Genomic DNA, 20,767 nt, shown 5'->3' with positions numbered 1-20,767 from the left:
GCCCTCAGCTTTCCGGGATCTCGAACTTGGTGGTGCGCTGCATGCCCGCGGCCCGGCCCTTGCCGGAGACGACCAGTGCCATCTTGCGGCTGGCCTCGTCGATCATCTCGTCGCCGAGCATCGCGGAGCCCTTGGCGCCGCCCGCCTCGGAGGTGCAGTAGTCGTACGCGTCGAGGATCAGCTCGGCGTGGTCGTAGTCCTCCTGCGAGGGCGAGTAGATCTCGTTCGCGGCGGCGACCTGGTCCGGGTGGAGCACCCACTTGCCGTCGAAGCCGAGGGCGGCCGAGCGGCGGGCGACCTCGCGGTAGCCCTCCTGGTTGCGGATCTGGAGGTACGGCCCGTCGATCGCCTGGAGGTCGTTGGCGCGGGCGGCCATCAGGATGCGCATCAGGATGTAGTGGTAGGCGTCGGCGCCGTAGCCCGGCGGCTGCTCGCCGACGACCAGCGACTTCATGTTGATGGAGGCCATGAAGTCGGCGGGGCCGAAGATGATGGTCTCCAGCCGGGGCGAGGCCTCGGCGATGGCGTCGACGTTGATCAGGCCCTTGGCGTTCTCGATCTGAGCCTCGATGCCGATCCGGCCGACCTGGAAGCCCATGGTCTTCTCGATCTGGGTGAGCAGCAGGTCGAGCGCCTTGACCTGCCCGGCGTCCTGGACCTTGGGCAGCATGATGCAGTCGAGGTTGGGGCCGGCGCCCTCGACCACGGTGATCACGTCCCGGTAGGTCCAGTGCGTGGTCCAGTCGTTGACCCGCACGACGCGGGTCTTGCCGCCCCAGTCGCCGTTGTTGAGCGCGTCGACGATGTTGTGGCGGGCGCTCTCCTTGACCAGCGGGGCGCAGGCGTCCTCCAGGTCGAGGAAGACCTGGTCGGCGGGCAGGCCCTGGGCCTTCTCCAGGAAGCGCGGGTTGCTGCCCGGCACGGCGAGACACGAGCGGCGCGGGCGCAGACGGTCGAAGCCGGCGGCGGAGCCGCTCGGAGGAAGGGTGGTGGCGGGCGACGGGTGGGGAGCAGTCATAAGAATCGAGGGTTCCTTCCCAGTGGTCAGCTGGTCAGCTGGTCAGTTCGTGGCCGCGGTCGGTGCGGGCGTCCACGGCTGGAGTTTGTTGGCCAGCCGGATCTCGTCCACGATCCGGCCGATGATGGTGGTGATGCCGAAGTCCTTCGGGGTGAACACGGCGGCGACGCCGGCGGCCCTGAGGGCCTCGCCGTCCGCTGCCGGGATGATGCCACCAACGATCACCGGGACATCCTCCACCCCGGCGCGGCGCAGCCGCTTCAGGACGTCGGGCACCAGCTCGCTGTGCGCGCCGGAGAGGATGGACAGGCCCACGCAGTGCACGTCCTCCGCGACGGCGGCGGAGACGATCTGTTCCGGGGTCAGCCGGATGCCCTGGTAGACCACCTCGAACCCGGCGTCGCGGGCCCGGACGGCGATCTGCTCGGCGCCGTTGGAGTGCCCGTCCAGGCCGGGCTTGCCGACCAGCAGGCGCAGTCTGCCCGCGCCCAGCTCCTCGGCGGTCGCGGCGACGGCGGCCCGGACCTGCTCCAGTTCGCCGCCGGGCTCGGCGGCCACGGCGACGGGGGCGCCGCCCACGCCGGTGGGGGCGCGGTACTCGCCGAAGACCTCGCGCAGGGCGAAGGCCCACTCTCCGGTGGTGACGCCGGCCCGGGCGCAGGCGAGCGTGGCCGGCATCAGGTTGGCCTCGGTGGCGGCGACGGCCTTGAGTTCGGCCAGCGACGCCTGGACGGCGGTCTCGTCGCGCCCGGCGCGCCAGGCCTCCAGGGCGGCGAGCACGGACTGCTCGGAGGCCGGGTCCACCACCATGATCGCGGTGTCGAGGTCGGCGGTGAGCGGGCTCGGCTCGGTGGTGTCGAAGCAGTTCACCCCGATGATCTTGTCCTCGCCGGACTCGATCCGGGCCCGGCGGGCGGCGTGCGAGGCGACCAGGTTGGACTTCAGGTAGCCGGACTCGACGGCCGGGATGATGCCGCGGTTGCCGGCCTTGGCCCCCATCTCCAGCACCTTGGCGATCTCCGCCTCGGCACCGGCCAGCAGCTCGGCGGTCTTGGTCTCGACGACCTCGGAGCCGTTGAAGAGGTCGCCGTACTCCAGCAGGTCCGACTCGTACGCCAGTACCTGCTGGATGCGCAGCGACCACTGCTGGTCCCAGGGCCGCGGCAGGCCGAGCGCCTCGTTCCAGGCGGGCAGCTGGACGGCCCGCGCCCGGGCGTCCTTGGAGAGGGTGACGGCCAGCATCTCCAGGACGATCCGCTGGACGTTGTTCTCCGGCTGGGCCTCGGTCAGGCCGAGCGAGTTCACCTGGACGCCGTAGCGGAAGCGGCGCTGCTTGGGGTCGGTGACGCCGTACCGCTCCAGGGTGACCTTCTCCCACAGCCGGGCGAAGGCGCGCATCTTGCACATCTCCTCGACGAAGCGCACACCGGCGTTCACGAAGAAGGAGATCCGGGCGACCACCTCGCCCATCCGCTCGGCCGGCACCTGGCCGGAGTCGCGCACGGCGTCGAGCACCGAGATGGCGGTGCACATCGCGTAGGCGATCTCCTGGACGGGCGTGGCCCCGGCCTCCTGGAGGTGGTAGCTGCAGATGTTGATCGGGTTCCACTTGGGGATGCTGCCGACCGTGTAGGCGATCATGTCGGTGATCAGCCGCACCGACGGGCCGGGCGGGAAGACGTGCGTCCCGCGCGACAGGTACTCCTTGACGATGTCGTTCTGGGTGGTGCCGGTGAGCTTGGCGACGTCGGCGCCCTGTTCCTCGGCGACCACCTGGTAGAGCGCCAGCAGCCACATCGCGGTGGCGTTGATCGTCATGGAGGTGTTGGTCCGTTCGAGCGGGATGCCGTCGAACAGGGTGCGCATGTCGCCGACGTGCCCGACCGGGACGCCGACCCGGCCGACCTCGCCGCGGGCGAGCACGTGGTCGGAGTCGTAGCCGGTCTGGGTCGGCAGGTCGAACGCGACGGACAGACCGGTCTGGCCCTTCGCCAGGTTCCGCCGGTAGAGCGCGTTGGAGTCGCTCGCGGTGGAGTGGCCGGCGTAGGTGCGCATCAGCCAGGGACGGTCACGCTTCTGGGGCTCAGTCATCGGACCCGTCTCACACGTTGCGGAAGCGGTTGATGGCGTCGACGTGCCGGGCGCGGAACTCCGCGTCGCGTACGCCGAGGCCCTCTTCGGGGGCCAGGCAGAGCACACCGACCTTGCCCTGGTGCTTGTTGTGGTGCACGTCCAGGGCGGCCTGTCCGGTCTCCTCCATGGAGTAGACCTTGGACAGGGTCGGGTGGATCCTGCCCTTGGCGATCAGGCGGTTGGCCTCGAAGGCCTCGCGGTAGTTGGCGAAGTGCGAGCCGACGATCCGCTTGAGCGACATCCACAGGTACCGGTTGTCGTACTGGTGCATGAAGCCGGAGGTGGAGGCGCAGGTGACGATGGTGCCGCCCTTGCGGGTGACGTACACCGAGGCGCCGAAGGTCTCCCGGCCCGGGTGCTCGAAGACGATGTCCACGTCCTCGCCACCGGTGAACTCGCGGATCCTCGTACCCAGGCGCTTCCACTCGCGCGGATCCTGGGTGTGCTCGTCCTTCCAGAACCGGTAGCCCTCGGCCGAGCGGTCGATGATCGCCTCGGCGCCCATGGCGCGGCAGATCTCGGCCTTCTGGTCGCTGGAGACCACGCAGATCGGGGTGGCGCCGCCGGCCAGCGCGTACTGGGTGGCGTACGAGCCGAGGCCGCCGCTGGCGCCCCAGATCAGCACGTTGTCGCCCTGCTTCATGCCGGCGCCGTTGCGCGACACCAGCTGGCGGTAGGCGGTGGAGTTGACCAGGCCGGGGGAGGCGGCCTCCTCCCAGGTGAGGTGACCGGGCTTGGGCAGCAGCTGGTTGGTCTTCACCAGGGCCAGCTGGGCCAGACCGCCGAAGTTGGTCTCGAAGCCCCAGATGCGCTGCTCCGGGTCCATCATCGTGTCGTCGTGGCCGTCCGGGGACTCCAGCTCGACCGACAGGCAGTGCGCGACGACCTCGTCGCCCGGCTTCCAGGCGTTGACCCCGGCGCCGGTGCGCAGCACCACGCCGGCGAGGTCGGAGCCGACCACGTGGTACGGCAGGTCGTGGCGCTCGGTGAGCGGCGACAGCCGGCCGTAGCGCTCCAGGAAGCCGAAGGTGGAGACCGGTTCGAAGATCGAGCTCCAGACGGTGTTGTAGTTCACCGCGCTGGCCATGACGGCGACCAGGGCCTCGCCCGGGCCCAGCTCGGGCAGGGCGACGTCGTCGAGGTGAAGGGACTTGCGCGGGTCCTTGTCGCGGCTGGCGAGGCCCGCGAACATCTGCTCCTCGTCCTTGTGGAGCGTCACGGCCCGGTAGGACTCGGGGAGCTTGATCGCCGCGAAGTCCGCCGACGTGGTGTCGGGGCTGAGGATCGCGTCGAGGATTTCCTGCATGGCTGCCTCCGAAGGCGTACCTGTGTGAGGGGCACAGGGCGTCTGGGGGAGCCGGGAGCGGACACCGGCTTCGCTGAAGTGGGTGGTGGGCGGGTCAGGCTGGCGCCCGGGGGTGGACCGGGCCGTTCTGGCACTGTTCCCGGGGTGTGGGAACGCCGGACCGCGGCGCGCCGAGGTGGGGAGCCGCGGCGCCGCGACTGGTGGGTAACAAGGTAGTGGCACCCTGTGCCACTCGTAAAGACACCGGGTGCCAGGAATTCCGACGGCTTCGGAGGCTGCGTGACGCGCGTCGCGCGGGCATGGGGAAGGCCCGCGCCGACCGTTCGGCGCGGGCCCTCGATATCGCTCTGACCTGCGTGAATGCTGCGCTTACAGCTGTCGGGCGCCACTCAGTGCGGCCCGGATGCTGTCCACCACGACGTCCAGTGGAGCGTCCGTCCTGGCGACTGTGATGAGCACCTCACCTCCGGGACTGGCACTCAGTGCGCTCTCGGCGCCGGTGTCCCCGGGGGTCCCACTGGCACCCGGTGCCACCACCGATCCCCGGCGTCTGGCACCCGGTGCGCTGGAGGCCCAGAAGGTTCGCCGGATCACCTCGAAGGAGTGGTCCAGCTGCTCCTCCACGTCGCCCCGGCCGCCCGCCCGCAGCCAGCGCCGCAGCACGTGGTTGTGCGCCGCGACCACCGCCGCCGCGGAGACCTCGGCCAGCATCGAGTCGTCCTCGCCGCCGCGCTGCCAGCCGGACGGGATGGACTCGCCGGTGTCGAAGCGCCCCAGCAGGTAGCGGGTGAACAACCGCTCGTAGCGGGCCACCACGGCGATCTCCCGTTCGCGCAGCGCCGGGACCTGACGGATCAGCTGGTACCGCGCGACCGACACCCCCGGGGTGGAGGCGTACATCCGCAGCACCTCCTTGATGCCCCGGCAGACCACGTCCAGCGGGTGCTCCTCCGGCTCGGCGCTGGCCAGCAGGTCGGCCACCCGTACCAGGGTGTCGTCGTGGTCCGGGAAGATCGCCTCCTCCTTGGACCGGAAGTACCGGAAGAAGGTGCGCCGGGCCACCCCGGCGGCGGCCGCGATCTGGTCGACCGTGGTCTCCTCGTAGCCCTGCGAGGCGAACAGCTCCATCGCGGCCGTGGCCAGGTCCTGACGCATCTGCTGGCGCTGCGCCGCCGCCCGGCGGCTGCCCGGCCCGCCGTCAGGCCCGGTGCCCCCGGTCGAGGAGGCGGTCCGGTCGGCGCCGCGGTGCGGCCCGGCGGGGTGCTGCGGGGAGGTTGACTGAACCCGATCCATGTCCGGAACGCTACACGGCCCGGACGGCGCGGCCGCGGCCCTTCCCCGCCGGACCGGTGTGACCGGGCCGGCCACCGCCGGGCGGGGCCAGCGGGAGGACACCGTCCCCGGGCTCCAACCGGGACGCGTGGAGGGCACTGAGGGCGCTGAGGGCGCGGAGCCGTACGGCGGGGCGCTGTTCCCCGGCGCCGCGCCCGCGCGTGGCTGCGGCCCGGGGGAGTGCGGTCCGGCCGGCTGCGCCCCGCGCGACGGCCCGTACGACACCCCGTACGGGCTCTCGCGCGGCGTCTCGTACGGTGCCTCGTACGGGCCGCCCCCGGCCTGCGGCGTGGTCACCGGCGCGCGTGGTCGCGGAAGCCGCGGCCGGTCTTGCGGCCCAGGCAGCCCGCCGCGACCAGGTGCTCCAGCAGCGGTGCGGCGGCCAGCCCGGGCTCGCGGAACTCCTGGTGCAGCACCTGCTCGATGGTGAGCGAGACGTCCAGGCCGACCACGTCCAGCAGCTCGAACGGACCCATCGGGTACCCGCAGCCGAGCTTCATCGCGGTGTCGATGTCGTCCACCGTCGCGTAGTGCTCCTGGAGCATCCGCACCGCGTCGTTCAGATAGGGGAAGAGCAGCGCGTTGACGATGAAGCCGGCCCGGTCGCCGCACTCCACCGGGTGCTTGCGGACCTCGGCCGTCAGCGCCAGCACGGTCGCGGTGACGTCCGGCGCGGTCAGCACGGTGGAGACCACCTCGACCAGCTTCATCGCCGGGGCGGGGTTGAAGAAGTGCATCCCGATCACGTCCTGCGGCCGCGAGGTGGCGGTCGCGCAGCTGATCACCGGCAGCGAGGAGGTGGTGGTGGCGAGCACCGCGCCCGGCTTGACGATCCCGTCCAGGGTGGCGAACAGCTCCCGCTTGACCGCCAGGTCCTCGGCGACCGCCTCGACCACCAGGTCGACCTCGGCCAGCTCGGCGTACCGGCCGACCGGAGTGACCAGCGCCAGCGCGGCGTCCCGGGCCTCGGCGGACAGCCGGCCCTTGGCCACCGAACGCTCCAGCGACTTCGCCAGCTGCGCCTTGGCCCGCTCGGCCTTCTCCCGGCTGCGGGCGGCCAGCAGCACCGGGCGCCCGGCCTTGGCGAACACCTCGGCGATACCGGTGGCCATCGTCCCCGAACCGCAGACGCCGACGGTGCGCACCTCCCGGCCCGGCACCTTCGGCAGCGCGGGCCCGGCCGCCGCGTCCACCGGCTTGGACGAGCCCGGCGCCTCGTAGGCGTAGAAGCCGCGGCCGGTCTTGCGGCCCAGCAGTCCGGCCGCGACCAGCTGGCCGAGGATCGGGGCGGGCGCGTGCAGACGGTCCCTGGACTGCTCGTACATCGCCTCCAGCACGGTGCGCGCGGTGTCGATGCCGATCAGGTCGAGCAGCGCCAGCGGTCCCATCGGCAGGCCGCAGCCGAGCCGCATCGCGGCGTCGATGTCCTCCCGCGAGGCGTACTTGGACTCGAACATCGCGGCGGCCTGGTTCAGGTACGCGAACAGCAGGCCGTTCACCACGAAGCCGGCCCGGTCGCCGGCCGCCACCGGCTCCTTGCCCAGGTCGCGGGCGAAGGCGGCGGCGTCCTCGGCGGTCCGCGCGGAGGTCAGCACGGTGCGGACCACCTCGACCAGCTTCATGCCGTGCACCGGGTTGAAGAAGTGCAGGCCGAGGACCCGCTCCGGACGGGCGGTCGCGGCGGCGATCCGGGTCACCGACAGCGCGGTGGTGCCGGTGGCCAGCACGGTGCTCTCCGGGCAGATCCGGTCCAGCTCGGCGAAGACCTCCCGCTTCAGTTCCAGTTGCTCGGGCACCTCCTCGATCACCAGGTCCGCCCCGGCGGCGGCCGCCAGCTCGTGGCCGACCGAGATCCGGTCCAGCAGTCCGGCGCGCTCCTCGGTGGTGAGCCGCTCGCGGTGCACCGCGTGCGCGGTGGCCTCCTTGATCCGGGCCAGCGCCCGGGCGGCCGATTCCTCGGTGGCCTCGATGCCGATCACCCGGCGGCCGCTCTTGGCGACCGCCACCGCGACGCCGGCACCCATCGTGCCGAGGCCGACGACGGCGACAGTGGGGAAGGGACGCTCCATCTGTCCTGACTCCTAGTCATGAAGGGCCCGCGCGTGCTCCGGCGGGCACGCCGCCGCGCCCGTACGCCGGGGGCGGCAGCCGCCGGAGGAGGGTCCACGCGCGGGGGCTGGGGAGATGACGGGGGTGTCGGCGCACCCGGGCAGCCGCCGGTCCGCTCCGGCCGAACTGCGGATGTGCCGTGGTGTTCAGGCGCTCGAAGGTGAAGGAAGCGACCCTGAATGAGAGGAGGAACCCGGCCCGCCGCGGTCCGCGGCACCTGCCGGTGAAGGCGCACCGTGCGAGCGCCGGAGAAACGGCGACCGCGGCCTGCCGCCGGTGCGGCTCCCGAAGCCCGGCGGTGTGGTGCGTGTCCGGCCACTGTAGCGAGGCTACTCGCGAGTAGGAAGGGGTCGGAGCCGGAAAACCGTTCGGGGGCGGGGCGGGAGGCCCCGCGGGACGGGGGCGGAAAACCGTTCGGGCCCGGGCCCGGCCGTTCGCTAGGGTGACCGACGCGGGGGCGGCTCCGCGGCGTGCTTCCTTCTCACTCATCTCCAAAATGAACCCGAGTGCGCCCACTCTCCGCCCCCGCTTCGTCGTATCCACCGGGGGAAGAACTGTGAAGAAGCCGAGCGCCACCGCGCCCGAGACCGGTCTGGACGCCTACCTGCTGCGCCGCCACGGGACGGTCCTGGTCGAGCCCGGAGCCGGGCCCGACGAACCGCAGCCCTGGACGGCCCGGGGGCTGGTCGCACTGGAGACCGACCTGGCCGAGCGCGGCCACGTGCTCACCCGCGACCTGCGGGCCGCCCTCGGCCGGCTGCGCCCGGCCGAGCTCGCCACGGCCGGCACCCGGCTGCTGCGGGCGGTCGACGCGCTGCTCGGCGCCGACCGCCGGCACGACCCGCTCTTCCGCCGCTTCCCCGACGGCGTGCCCTCGCACGCGCACGTCTCCTACTCCGTGATCATCCGCGGCTACCTGCTCTGCCAGCCGAGCCAGGTCTGCCTGCTCTGCGAGCGCGACAGCATGGAGGCCGGCATCGGCGCCCTCGCCCCCTGCGCCCACCTGCTCTGCGGCGACTGCTACCAGGAACTGGCCGAGGACGACGGCCGCCGCCACTGCCCGCTCTGCGGCACCCCGCTGGAGCGCGAGCCCCGCCTGTCGCCCGACACCAAGGGCGCCCGTGCCGTCGCCCGGGGCCTGCGGCCCGGGCAGCAGCTCAAGCCGCTGCGCCTGGCCCGGCCCGCCGACGCGGCTGCCGTTGACACGTTGGCCGTTGACGCGGCGGCCGTCGACGCACTGGCGTCCGACGCGCTGGCCGCCATGCTCGCCCGGCAGACCCCGCTGAGCCCGCAGGACCGAGAGGACCTCGCCCTGCTGCTCCGGCACGCCCCCGCCGACCCGGCCGGCTGGCTGCCCGCCGAGATCCCGGTCCGGGAGACCCGCGCCACGGTGCTGGCCGCCCTGCTGCACCGCGACCGGGAAACCGCCCGGCCGCTGCTCGCCGCCCACCTCACCACGGCCACCGACGTGCTGCGGCTGATCTGGGCGTGGTCCGGCGCCGAACCCGACCTGCTGCCGGAGACCGCCCGCACCCTGCGACTGCGCAACCTGCCCCGCCCGCTGCGCCGTGAACTGCTCGCCGTCCTGGACGCGTTCCCGGCCGGCACCCTCGCCGAGGACCTGCGCCGCCACCGCGAGCCCTGGCTGCGGGCCGGCGAACTGCTGCACCCGTACGAGCACCACGCCCGCTTCCCGTACGCGGCGGCCGCGTTCGCGGTGCTCCGGCAGAGCGACCTCGACCTGCACGGCCTCGGCCCGTGGCTGCGCGAGGCGCCGCCCGCCCCGCTGCGGGTGCGCGAGACCCCCGGTGGCCACACCCGGCTGACCGTGGAGACCTTCGCCGCCCGGGTCGAGCAGGCCCTCGGACAGGGCGACCTGCCCGCCGCCGTCCGACTGCTGGCCCGCCGCCCCGGCGAACTGGTGCGCCGGCTGCACCACCTGCTGCGGGTGCACGCCACCTGGCTGCCCGACGAGCCACTGCCCGCCGAACTCGCCGGGGCGCTGCCCGCCGCCCTGCGCGCGGTCGCCCCGGGACCGCTGCTCGGCGCGTACGGGCGGCTGCGCGCGCCGCGCGAGTACGGCGAGCGGCGGCTGTACTTCCCGCGCGGCCGGGTCGCCTCGGCGCATGCCCGCGCCGACCCGGGAACGCCCGTCCCGGCCGCGCTCAGCGCACCCGTCTGCGCCCTGATCGAGGCCGAACTGCTGCGCCGGGCCGGTGAGCCGGCCCGGGGTGCGGAGCGCTACGAGGTGGCCGTGCTGGACGCCGCGCTGGCCGACCTGGTGGTGCCCTTCGCCGAACGCGCCAGTGCCAGGACCCTGGTCGCGGTGCCGCGCGGCAGCGTGCAGCCCCTCCCGGACGGGCAGCGGCTGCGGCTCTTCCTGCACTGGATGCAGCGCCCGCACCAGAGGGTGGACCTCGACCTGTCGGTCGCCTTCTACGACGAGGAGTGGCGGTTCGCCGGCCTGTGCGACTACACCCGGCTGGTCACCGGGCCGCGCGCCGCCGTCCACTCCGGCGACTACACCAGCGCCCCGCCGCCGCACGGCGCCACCGAGTTCGTCGACCTCGACCTGCCCGCGCTGGGCGAGGCCGGTGCCCGGTACGCCGTGGTGGTGGTGTTCAGCTACAACGACGTCCCCTTCGAGGACCTCACCGAGGCCTTCGCCGGGTTCATGGCGCTGACCCCTGCCGAGGCGACCCGCCGGCGCACCGGCGGCTTCCACCCCGGGAGCGTCCGCCAGCGGTTCGACCTCGCCGGGAGCGCCAGGATCCGCGTGCCGATGATCGTCGACCTCGGGACCCGCAGCCACACCTGGACCGACCTCGACGTGGGCGCCGCCGCCGGGTTCCACAACCTCGCCCGGCACCACGCCGAGATCGGCGCACTGGCCGCCGACGTCACGGCCCACTTCGCGCCCGGCACCCGGGCCACCCTGTGGGACCTCGCCTGCGCCGTCGGCGCGGCCGGCAGCGACGAGGTGCTGGTCCGCGACCGGACCGGCCGCGGACTCGACGTCTACCGCCGGGGCGCGGACGAACGGGTGGCCGCCTTCGCCGAACGGCTGCGGGCGGGCGGCCGGAGCGACCGGCACACCGAGCGGCCGCCGGACGACACCGCCCGGCTGATCGCCGAACGCCTCACCGGAGCCCGGGCGTTCGCCGCCCTGGTGCACGCCGACGTGCCCGCCCCGGCGGGGGTGCGCGGGACGCTCTACCGGCTCCACCCTGGCCCGACCGACGCCGCCCCCGACACCCTGGAACGGATCACGGCGGGGGAGTTGACCGCCAGGTTCGCCCCGAACGAGTGAACGGGTGAACAGGGCGGCCAAGCGGACCACCCGATAGGGGAGTTACCCGGCCCCCGTCGGCGGGGCAGCATGAGGACATGACCACCGGAACCACCGGAACCGCCACCGCCGGCCCCACCGCGCCCGGTCCCGCCGAGCAGCCCGCCGCCGAACGGCCCGTCGCCGCCGAACGGTTCGGCACCGCGGCGGCCGTCGCGCTGCCACCGCGCGGCGAGCGGGCCCGGCGCGCCGAGGAGGCCGCCGACCGGCTGCGCACCGAGGCCGTCGAGGCCGTCGCCGTCACCTGGGTGGACAACGCCGGCATCACCCGGGTCAAGGCCGTGCCGCTCGACGGCCTGGTGCACGCCGCGCAGTGGGGCGTCGGCACCGCCCCCTGCTTCGACGTGTTCCTCGCCGACGACGCGATCACCACCAGCCCGATCATCGGCGGCCCCACCGGGGACCTCAGGCTCTACCCGGACCTCGACCGGATCGTCCCCCTGGCCGCCCAGCCCGGCTGGGCCTGGGCCCCGGGGGACAGGTACACCCAGGCCGGCGCCCCGCACCCGGGCTGCCAGCGGCTGTTCGCCCGGGGAGCCGAGGCCGCGGCGGCCGCGCGCGGCCTGAGCCTCAAGGCGGGCATCGAGGTCGAGTGGACGGTCGCCCTGGCCGGCGCGCCACCGGAGGAGCCGCGCTACCCGACGCACGGGCCGGCGTACGGGATGCACCGGCTCACCGACCTCTCCGACTACCTGCGCGACGTGCTGCGCGCCCTCGGCCGGCAGGGGCTGAGCGTCCTCCAGATCCACCCCGAGTACGCCCCGGGCCAGTTCGAGGTCTCGGTCGCCCCCGAGGGCCCGGTCGCCGCCGCCGACACCTCCGTCCTGGTCCGGCACACCGTCCGGGCCGTCTCCGCCCGGCACGGCCTGCGGGTCTCCTTCGCCCCGGTGGTCGAGGCCGGCAGCGTCGGCAACGGCGGCCACCTGCACGTCAGCCTCTGGCGGGAGGGCCGCAACCTCGGCCACGGCGGCCCGGGTCCGCACGGCCTGACCGCCGAGGCCGAGGGCTTCCTCTCCGGGGTGCTCGACGCGCTGCCCGAACTGCTGGTGCTGGGCTGCTCCAGCCCCGCCGGGTACCTGCGTCTGGTCCCCCGGCACTGGGCCGGCGCCTACCAGTGCTGGGGCCTGGAGAACCGCGAGGCCGCGCTGCGCCTGGTGACCGGCTCCACCGGGGAGCGGGCCGCCGCCGCCAACGCCGAGGTCAAGTGCTTCGACGCGAGCGCCAACCCGTACCTGGCGGTCGGCGGGGTGATCGCGGCCGGCCTCGCCGGGCTGGACCAGCGCCGCGCGCTGCCACCGGAGTTCACCGGGGATCCGGCGGCCGCCGAGCCGGGCACGGTGCCCCGGCTGCCGGCGGGCCCAGCCGAGGCGATCGCCGCGTACGAGCGTTCCGCGGTGCTGCGCGAGACGCTCGGCGAGCCGCTCCACCAGGCGGTGCTGGCGGTGCGCCGGGCGGAGGAGGCGCAGTACGCCGCCGCCACACCCGAGGAGTTGGTCGCGGCGACCCGCTGGCGGTACTGAGCGGTGGCCCGGCCGGCGGAGCCCGCGCTGGTCGACCACCACTGCCACAGCGTGGTGGCGGCCGAGCTCACCGACGACGCCCTGGCCGGGCTGCTCACCGAGTCCGACCGTCCGCCCGCGCCCGGTTGCTCGCCCTTCGACAGCGCGCTGGGCCTGGCGGTGCGGCGCTGGTGCCCGCCCGTGCTCGGCCTGCCGGCGCATGCCCCGGCGGCCGACTACCTGGCCCGGCGACGGGAGTTGGGCGCCCCCGAGGCCACCCGGCGGCTGCTGGCGGCGGCCGGGCTGGACATCTGCCTGGTGGACACGGGGCTGACCGCCGCCGCGGGCCACGAGCTGCTGCCGCTGCCCGAACTCGCCGAGGCCACCGGGGCGTCGGTGTACGAGGTGGTCCGGCTGGAGTCGGTGGCCGAGACGGTGACGGCCGTCGCCGAGGCCTGGCCGGCGGCCGTCGCCGAGGCGCTGGCGACGGCCGCCGCCGGGGCCGTCGCGGTCAAGTCGGTGCTCGCCTACCGGCACGGCCTGGCGGCCCCCGCCGAACGCCCGGACCGTACGGCCGTGGTGGCCGCGGCCGGCGCCCACCTGCGCGGCGGGAGCGGCCGGCTGACCGACCCGGTGCTGCTGCACCACCTGCTCTGGACGGCCGTGGACGTCTGCGCCGGGCTGGGTCTGCCGCTCCAGCTCCACACCGGCTTCGGCGACCCCGACCTCACACTGCACGGGGCCGATCCGTCGCTGCTGACGGACTTCGTGCGCGCCGCCGAGCCCAGCGGCGTCCCGCTGGTGCTGCTGCACGGCTACCCGTACCACCGGCAGGCCGCCTGGCTGGCCCAGGCCTTCCCGACGGTGTACACCGACCTCGGGCTGACGGCCTCGTACACCGGTCCGCGGGTGGCGGCAGTGCTGGGCGAGATGCTGGAGCTGGCCCCGTTCGGGAAATTGCTGTTCTCCACCGATGCCTACGGGTTGCCCGAACTGTATTTGGTGGGCACCTGTCAGTTCCGACACGGACTGCATGGGGTGCTGGCGAGCTGGCAGGCCGACGGCGCCTGCGCCGCGGCCGACGCCGAGCGGGTGGCGCGGCAGATCGCAGCCGGCAACGCGCTTCGGTTGTACGCGTTGTAGCGCTGCGATCCGGGCTGCTCCCCCCGCTGCCCCCTCGCCGGCTCCTCGCTGGTCACCGCGGCGCGGACCACGCTGCGGACCGTGCTGCGAAGCACGCCGTGAACCACGGTGTGAACCCCGGTGTGACGGGCGCGGCCGCACGTCGGCGAACCATCACTTTTTAACACTCTGGAACTCTGTTGCCCTTGTTGAACTCCGAGGGCCGGTAGCCCCTGTTCTTGGTTCAGATGTGACGATTAGATGACTACCCCTTGCGCTTTTCAGTAAATCTTCATTAGCGTCCCGGTCATTCCCAGTGCACCTGCCAACCGCAGCTGCCGCCTGACGACTCGGGAGGCCAACCCCCATGAGAGTTCCCCGGATCAGCCGCACCCGGTATGCGGCGGTGGGCCTCGTGCTCGCCACCGCCGGCGCCCTGGCGCTGCCGGCCGGCACCGCCGTCGCGGCCCCCGTGGCCGACTCGACGACCGGTCCGCTGCTCAGCTACGTCGTCAACACCAAGGCCAACCACGGGCAGGTGCAGAAGGTCGAGAAGGCCGTCGCCGGCCTCGGCGGCACGGTGGTCCAGTCGTACGAGCAGATCGGCGTCGTGATCGCCCGCTCGAACGACACCAAGTTCGCCGAGAAGCTGCGCCTGGCCAAGGGCGTCGACTCGGTCGGTGCCAGCCGCACCAAGGGCATCGTCGCGGCCGACCAGGGCAAGGCCGAGGTCGCCGCCGAGCCGGCCGCCGCGCCCGCCGCGGGCCAGGAGCCGTACGACGCCTACCAGTGGGACATGCGTCAGATCGGTGCGGACAAGGCGCACAAGATCTCGACCGGCAGCCGCAACGTCACCGTCGGCGTGCTGGACTCCGGCATCGACGCCACCCACGAGGACCTCGCCGCCAACGTGGACGCCGCGCAGTCGGTCTCCTGCATCGACGGCAAGCCGAACACCGACTGGAAGGCCTGGCAGCCGACCAACAGTGACCACGGCACCCACGTGGCCGGCACCATCGCCGCCGCCAAGAACGGCAAGGGCATCGTCGGCGTCGCGCCGAACGTGAAGCTGGCCGCCGTCAAGGTCGTCGACGACGGCGGGTTCATCTACCCGGAGAGCGCGGTCTGCGGCTTCGTCTGGGCCGGCGAGCACGGCTTCAAGGTGACGAACAACAGCTACTTCGTCGACCCGTGGATGTTCAACTGCAAGACGGACAAGGACCAGGCCGCGATCTCGGACGCCGTCCGCAAGGCCGTCGCCTTCTCGCAGCGCAAGGGCGTCCTCAACGTCGCCGCCGCGGGCAACGAGAACATCGACCTGGCGCACAAGACCGTCGACGTGGCGAGCCCGGACGACACCACCCCCGGCACCCGCCCGATCACCAACGACTGCCTGTCGCTGCCGACCGAGCTGCCCGGCGTCGTCGCCGTCTCCTCGGTGGGCTCCGAGGGCGTCAAGGCGTACTACTCCAGCTACGGCAAGGGCGTCGTGTCCGTCACCGCGCCCGGTGGCGACCGCCGCTACCAGCTGCCGAACACCCCGGACAAGGACGGCCGCATCCTCTCCACCCTCCCCGGTGGCAAGTACGGTTACATGCAGGGCACCTCGATGGCCACCCCGCACGCCGTCGGCGTGGTCGCGCTGCTCGCCAGCACCTTCCCGTGGGCCAGCCCGGACGAGCTGACCGAGATGCTGACCACCCACGCCGAGTCCGTCCCGTGCCCGAGCGGCGAGTTCAACCCGGGCGGCACCGGTGCCTACAAGGCCACCTGCGAGGGCGGCGTGAACGACAACGGCTTCTACGGCGCCGGCCTGATCAACGCCGAGAAGTCGGTCCAGTGGTGGCGCTGACGCGCTGACCGCGGACACATCCGAACAAGCCGGGCCGGGGAGCGGGACCACGAGGTCCCGCTCCCCGGCCGCGTTCGCTCACCGGAGCCCACCGGAGCCCACCGGCGTACGGACACCGGGATGCCGACACACCGGGATGCCCACATGCCGGAGCACCACCGTCCGGGAGGCCACGGCCGCCCGGCCCGGTCAGCCCTCGTCGACGTGGTTCTCCCAGACCGTCTCCACCGACGGCTTGCCGTGCAGGTCCGGCACCTCCTGTAGCCAGGCGGGCCGCCCGGCCCGGGTCCTGGCCGCCTGGCGCCGCTCCGCCTCGCGCAGCTGCTCGGGTGTGGCGAAGCCCTCCGGCAGCCACTGTCCGGAGAGCACCACCCTGGCGGCCAGGTGGGCGACGTAGGCGTGCCGGACGGCGTCCGCCGAGTCGAAGCCCGGCTCGTCGGCCAGCCACTCGTCCGGGACCAGCGCCAGCACCTCCTCCAGCAGTGGCACGGTGACCAGCGGCCCGAGTTCCTCGTCGGCCAGCCGGACGTCCGGGGCCGAGCCGCCGAGCGCGTGCGCGCTGAGGTCGTACCGCTTGCCGACCGCCGCCCCGGCGCCCGCCCAGCGGTGGTGGAAGATCAGCGCGGCGCCGTTGTCGATCAGCCAGAGCCGCCCGTGCCAGACCACCAGGTTGGGGTTGTGCACGGTGCGGTCGACGTTGCCGGTCAGGGCGTCCAGCCAGACCACCCGGCCGGCCTCGGCCGGGTCGACCGCGATCATCCCCGGCCGGAAGTCGCGGGCTCCGGGCAGCAGGTCCATCCCGAGGTTGAGGCCGGAGCTGGCCTTGAGCATGTCCTGGATCTCGGCGTCCGGCTCGTCCGCGGCGACGGCCGGGTCGAAGTCGACCAGCCGCAGCTCCGGCACCCGCAGCCCCAGCCGCCGGGCCAGCTCGCCCACGATCACCTCGGCGATCAGCGCCTTGCGGCCCTGCGCGGCCCCGGTGAACTTGACCACGTACGTGCCCAGGTCGTCGGTCTCCACCACGCCGGGGACGGAGCCGCCGGCCCGCAGCGGGTCGACGTAGCGCACAGCAGTCACCAGATCGAGCACACCGGCCACCCTATCCCGCCGCGTCGCGGGCGCGACCCTGTGATTGGCTTGCCGGACAGACCGTACCCACCACACGAGGAGAGCAAGGTCATGGGACAGGTGCAGGCCACCACCGAGCGGGTCTACGACGCCGCGCCCGAGCGGGTGTACGAGGCGCTGGCCGACTACCAGGTGACCCGCCCGAAGCTGCTGCCCGCGCAGTACAGCGAGTACGAGGTGCGGGTCGGCGGCACCGGCGCCGGCACCCAGGTGCACTGGAAGCTCCAGGCCACCGAGAAGCGGGTGCGCGACTGCCTCTTCACCGTCTCGGCGCCCCAGCCCGACCGCCTGGTGGAGAAGGACGCCAACTCCAGCATGGTGATCACCTGGACCGTCGCCGCCGTCGGCGAGGGCCGCGCCAAGGTCACCGTGACCGCCACCTGGCAGGGCGCGACCGGCATCGGCGGCTTCTTCGAGCGGACCTTCGCCCCGAAGGGCCTCAACCGGATCCACGACGAGGTGCTGGCCAACCTCGCCGACGAAGTCCGCTGAGGCCGGCGGGAGCCCGATGAGGCCCATTGAGGCCTATGCGGCCCGTTGAGGCCTGCCGAGGCCCGCTGAGTTTCACCGAGGCCCGCCGGGGCCACCGGCTTCCGGCGGGCCTCGTCGGGCAACGGAATCCCCGCCCGCGCGATTCACGCGGGTAAATCCGTCAGGGCGATCGAATCGCTCGATGATTCGGGCAGCTCGGCCACCCGTACGAGCCGAAAGCCGTACGGGTGGCCGAACCGCCACCTGCGGGTGACGGGGGCCGCCCGGCACGGGGGAGCCACCCTAGGCTCGCCGCCGTGCATATGACGATCCTTCACATTTCGCAACCGGTGGACGGCGGGGTCGCCCGCGTCGTCGCCGATCTGGTCCGGGGCCAACGGGAGGCCGGCCACCGGGTGCTGGTCGCCTGCCCGCGCGGCGGGCGGCTGGCCGAGGAGGCCGCCGCGGTGGGCGCGCTGGTCCAGGACTGGCCTGCCCGGCGCTCCCCGGGCCCCGGCACGGCCGCCGAGGCCTGGCGGCTGCGCCGGATCGTCCGGGCGGCCGGGCCCGACGTGGTCCACCTGCACAGCGCCAAGGCCGGGCTGGCCGGCCGGCTCGCGGTGCGCGGCGCGGTGCCGACCGTCTTCCAGCCGCACGCCTGGTCCTTCGCCGCCGTGGACGGCTCGCTGGCCGCCGCCACCCTGCGCTGGGAGCGCTTCGCCACCCGCTGGTCGCACCGGCTGCTGTGCGTCAGCGTCCAGGAGCGGGCCGACGGCGTGGCCGCGGGGTTGCACGCCGACTGGGCGGTGGTGCCCAACGGTGTGGACGTGCGCCACTACGCACCCGCCGACCGCCGCGCCGCCAGGATCGCGCTCGGCCTGGACCTGGACGCCCCGCTCGCGGTGTGCGTCGGACGGCTGTGCCGGCAGAAGGGCCAGGACGTGCTGCTGGCCGCCTGGCCCGAGGTGCTGCGCCGGGTGCCGCGGGCCAGGCTGGCGCTGGTCGGCGGCGGCCCCGAGGAGCAGCGGGTGGCCGAGCTGGTCCGGGGGACCGCCGAGCCCGCCAGGATCCGGCTGGTCGGGGACGTGCCGGACCCGCGCCCGTGGCTGGCGGCGGCCGACCTGGTGGTGCTGCCCTCGCGCTGGGAGGGGATGGCGCTGGCCCCGCTGGAGGCGATGGCGGCCGCCCGTCCGGTGCTGCTGACGGACGTGTCCGGCGCCCGGGAGTGCCTGCCGCCGTCCGAGCTCGGGCACGCGGTGGTCCCGCCCGAGGACGTACGGGCGCTTGCCACCCGAATGGGGGACGCGTTGTCCGATCCGATCGAATGTGAGCGGCGTGGTGCCCGGCTGCGCGAACACGTGGCGGGCCGGCACGACGTGCGGACCGTGGTCGAACAGGTGGACGTCCTCTACCGCCACCTGCTGGGCGCCGGCCCGGCGGCGGGGCGGCGCCGGGCCCGTGTCCCAGAGCGGATCTGATCGTTTCACATGCCGTGAATGCCCGCCGTTTCCGGCGCTGTCGTATTCGCACCCCCGACCGGACGCGGGGGCGAGGCGTCAAATCCGAAATACCTATTAATGGGCGGCTGGAATGAAACGGCAAGTCAACTTCCGGACTGTACGGCCTGGTTCTGTATTGTCGGATTTTGCCTGCTTCGCTCGGATTTCTTGCCGGGAATTCTCGGCTGAGCCCGTTGTGACCGATTCCTTCGTGACCGGCCCATTCGCGATCGTTCCATTCGGGATCGGTCCCTGTGTGATCGGTCCATTCGCGATCGGCCCCGCCACCGGACGCCCGAAAGCCGTCAGCGGCAGCAGGTGCTGTCAGGACCGCGCCCACCGGGCCGGGACGGCCGCCCCGCGCCAGCCGGTGCCGGGGCGCCGTCACCCCGGGCACACCGCAGGGGAGATCGTGCGCTGATGACCATTGACCACGACAGTGTGCCGCGAGCGGGTGGACCCCTGTCCGGCCCCCGCCGGCCCGGCACGGGGCTGCTCGACCGCCCGGCGGGGACGACGTACCCCCGGGCGGTCACGCCGCCCCGCCGGCCCCGCGGGGCGGTCCGCTCCCGGCTGGCCCTGTCGCTCGCCCTGGTCCAGGCCGACGTCATCGCGCTCTGCTCCGCCGGCGGCATCGCCAACCGGGCCGTCGACCCGGCCGCCCCGCTCGACCCCCTGCTCGGCGTCCCCGCCCTCCTGCCCCTGCTGCTCCTGCTCAACCTGGCCGGTGGCCTCTACCGCTCCCGGCTCAGCCTCTCCGTCCTGGACGAACTGCCCGCGCTGGCCGCCCGGGCCGTGGTCGCGACCGCCTTCGCCGTCACTCTGTCCAGCTGCCTCGGCGACCACTGGCCCGACTGCGGCCCGGCCGGCCCCGCCCGGCTCACCGCCCTGCTCGGCGCCCAGCTGCTGATCGCCGCCGCCGGCCGCGCCGTCCTCTACCACCTGGTCCGGCGGCTCCGCCGCAACCACCCCAGCCCCGTCCTGGTGCTCGGCGCCGGACGGCTCGGCCGCCGGGTCGCCACCGCGCTGTCCGAGCACCGCGAGTACGGGATGCGCCCGGTCGGCTTCCTCGACGCCGACCCGCCGCTGCTGCCCGGCGGCACCGACCTGCCCGTGCTCGGCGGCCGCGAGGTACTGGAACGCGAGGTGCGCCGGCACCGCGTCCAGCACGTCATCGCCACCGCCGGCGCCGCCGACGAGGCCGAGACCGCCGCCACCCTGCGCGACGCCGCCCGGCTCGGCTGCCAGGTCTGGCTGGTCCCCGCACTGCGCGAGTACGGCTCGCTGCCCACCACCCCGGTCACCGGCGGCGACCACCTGTGGGGCTTCCCCTGTCTGCGGGTCGGCCGCCCGGCGACGCGCCGCCCCGGCTGGGCCGTCAAGCGCGCCCTGGACGTCACCGCCGCCGCCACCGGCCTGCTGCTGCTCGCCCCCGTCCTGGTGCTCTGCGCCCTCGCCGTCCGCTTCGACACCGGCCCCGGCGTGCTCTTCCGCCAGCAGCGCACCGGCCTGGACGGCCGGGTCTTCACCGTCCTCAAGTTCCGCACCCTGCGCCCGAGCAACGAGCACGAGTCCGCCACCCGCTGGAACATCTCCCAGGACCACCGGATGGGCACCGTCGGCAGGCTGCTGCGCAAGAGCTCGCTGGACGAGCTGCCGCAGCTGTGGAACATCCTGCGCGGCGACATGAGCCTGGTCGGCCCGCGCCCCGAACGCCCGTACTTCGTCATGCGGTTCGGCCAGGCCCACCCCGAGTACGCCGACCGCCACCGGGTGCCGGTCGGCCTCACCGGCCTGGCCCAGGTCAACGGCCTGCGCGGGGACACCTCCATCGAGGACCGGGCCAGGTTCGACAACCGCTACATCGAGAGCTGGAGCCTCTGGCAGGACGTCAAGATCCTGTGCCGGACCGCGGCCGTGATGCTCCACCCGGACGGGAGCTGACCCCG

At 73.7% G+C, this 20,767-nt stretch carries 13 protein-coding genes; 7 read left to right on the top strand and 6 right to left on the bottom strand.

Going from position 1 to position 20,767, the window contains the following annotated elements:
• Positions 1 to 4 precede the first annotated feature (4 nt).
• From ACZ7C5_RS33015 to ACZ7C5_RS32995, 5 genes are all read right to left on the bottom strand, one after another.
• The gene (locus ACZ7C5_RS33015) at positions 5 to 1,018 is read right to left on the bottom strand and encodes an HpcH/HpaI aldolase/citrate lyase family protein (protein ID WP_470324089.1); all 1,014 of its coding nucleotides are present in this window, start codon (positions 1,016 to 1,018) and stop codon (positions 5 to 7) included.
• 42 nt (positions 1,019 to 1,060) lie between these two features.
• On the bottom strand, positions 1,061 to 3,109 hold the full coding sequence (locus ACZ7C5_RS33010; protein WP_188297305.1) for a protein meaA: 2,049 nt from the start codon (positions 3,107 to 3,109) through the stop codon (positions 1,061 to 1,063).
• Between the two features lie 10 nt (positions 3,110 to 3,119).
• Positions 3,120 to 4,457 (bottom strand): crotonyl-CoA carboxylase/reductase, encoded by a 1,338-nt coding sequence (ccrA, locus tag ACZ7C5_RS33005; RefSeq protein WP_401091202.1) that lies wholly within the window; start codon positions 4,455 to 4,457, stop codon positions 3,120 to 3,122.
• Between the two features lie 369 nt (positions 4,458 to 4,826).
• Positions 4,827 to 5,750: a TetR family transcriptional regulator gene (locus ACZ7C5_RS33000; RefSeq protein ID WP_401091204.1), complete on the bottom strand. Its 924-nt coding sequence runs from the start codon at positions 5,748 to 5,750 to the stop codon at positions 4,827 to 4,829.
• A 332-nt stretch (positions 5,751 to 6,082) separates the two neighbouring features.
• Positions 6,083 to 7,858: a 3-hydroxyacyl-CoA dehydrogenase family protein gene (locus ACZ7C5_RS32995; RefSeq protein ID WP_401091206.1), complete on the bottom strand. Its 1,776-nt coding sequence runs from the start codon at positions 7,856 to 7,858 to the stop codon at positions 6,083 to 6,085.
• A 596-nt stretch (positions 7,859 to 8,454) separates the two neighbouring features.
• Between ACZ7C5_RS32995 and ACZ7C5_RS32990 the strand changes: the two genes are divergently transcribed.
• The 4 genes from ACZ7C5_RS32990 (at position 8,455) to ACZ7C5_RS32975 (ending at position 15,720) form a co-directional block, all read left to right on the top strand.
• Positions 8,455 to 11,208: an MXAN_6230/SCO0854 family RING domain-containing protein gene (locus ACZ7C5_RS32990; protein WP_470324088.1), complete on the top strand. Its 2,754-nt coding sequence runs from the start codon at positions 8,455 to 8,457 to the stop codon at positions 11,206 to 11,208.
• Positions 11,209 to 11,285: 77 nt separating this feature from the next.
• Positions 11,286 to 12,767 carry a type I glutamate--ammonia ligase gene (locus ACZ7C5_RS32985; RefSeq protein WP_470324087.1) on the top strand — a complete coding sequence of 494 codons (1,482 nt, stop codon included), beginning with the start codon at positions 11,286 to 11,288 and terminating at the stop codon, positions 12,765 to 12,767.
• A gap of 3 nt (positions 12,768 to 12,770) precedes the next feature.
• On the top strand, positions 12,771 to 13,889 hold the full coding sequence (locus tag ACZ7C5_RS32980) for an amidohydrolase family protein (RefSeq protein WP_470324086.1): 1,119 nt from the start codon (positions 12,771 to 12,773) through the stop codon (positions 13,887 to 13,889).
• A gap of 346 nt (positions 13,890 to 14,235) precedes the next feature.
• Positions 14,236 to 15,720: a S8 family peptidase gene (locus ACZ7C5_RS32975; RefSeq protein ID WP_401091213.1), complete on the top strand. Its 1,485-nt coding sequence runs from the start codon at positions 14,236 to 14,238 to the stop codon at positions 15,718 to 15,720.
• 189 nt (positions 15,721 to 15,909) lie between these two features.
• Here the strand turns inward: ACZ7C5_RS32975 and ACZ7C5_RS32970 are convergent, their stop codons facing one another.
• Positions 15,910 to 16,809 carry a HipA family kinase gene (locus tag ACZ7C5_RS32970; RefSeq protein ID WP_401091214.1) on the bottom strand — a complete coding sequence of 300 codons (900 nt, stop codon included), beginning with the start codon at positions 16,807 to 16,809 and terminating at the stop codon, positions 15,910 to 15,912.
• Between the two features lie 90 nt (positions 16,810 to 16,899).
• Here ACZ7C5_RS32970 and ACZ7C5_RS32965 point away from each other — a divergent pair, with 90 nt between their 5' ends.
• The 3 genes from ACZ7C5_RS32965 to ACZ7C5_RS32955 all read left to right on the top strand — a co-directional run bounded on the left by ACZ7C5_RS32965 (position 16,900) and on the right by ACZ7C5_RS32955 (position 20,762).
• Positions 16,900 to 17,340 (top strand): SRPBCC family protein, encoded by a 441-nt coding sequence (locus tag ACZ7C5_RS32965; protein ID WP_188299600.1) that lies wholly within the window; start codon positions 16,900 to 16,902, stop codon positions 17,338 to 17,340.
• A 302-nt stretch (positions 17,341 to 17,642) separates the two neighbouring features.
• A complete protein-coding gene (locus ACZ7C5_RS32960) occupies positions 17,643 to 18,797 on the top strand; it encodes a glycosyltransferase (protein WP_401091218.1) in 1,155 nt (384 codons plus the stop codon).
• Positions 18,798 to 19,238: 441 nt separating this feature from the next.
• The gene (locus ACZ7C5_RS32955; protein WP_401091220.1) at positions 19,239 to 20,762 is read left to right on the top strand and encodes a sugar transferase; all 1,524 of its coding nucleotides are present in this window, start codon (positions 19,239 to 19,241) and stop codon (positions 20,760 to 20,762) included.
• Positions 20,763 to 20,767: the final 5 nt, after the last annotated feature.

The organism is Kitasatospora sp. NPDC036993, from assembly GCF_055607525.1.
This window is presented reverse-complemented; position numbering and strand designations above follow the sequence as displayed.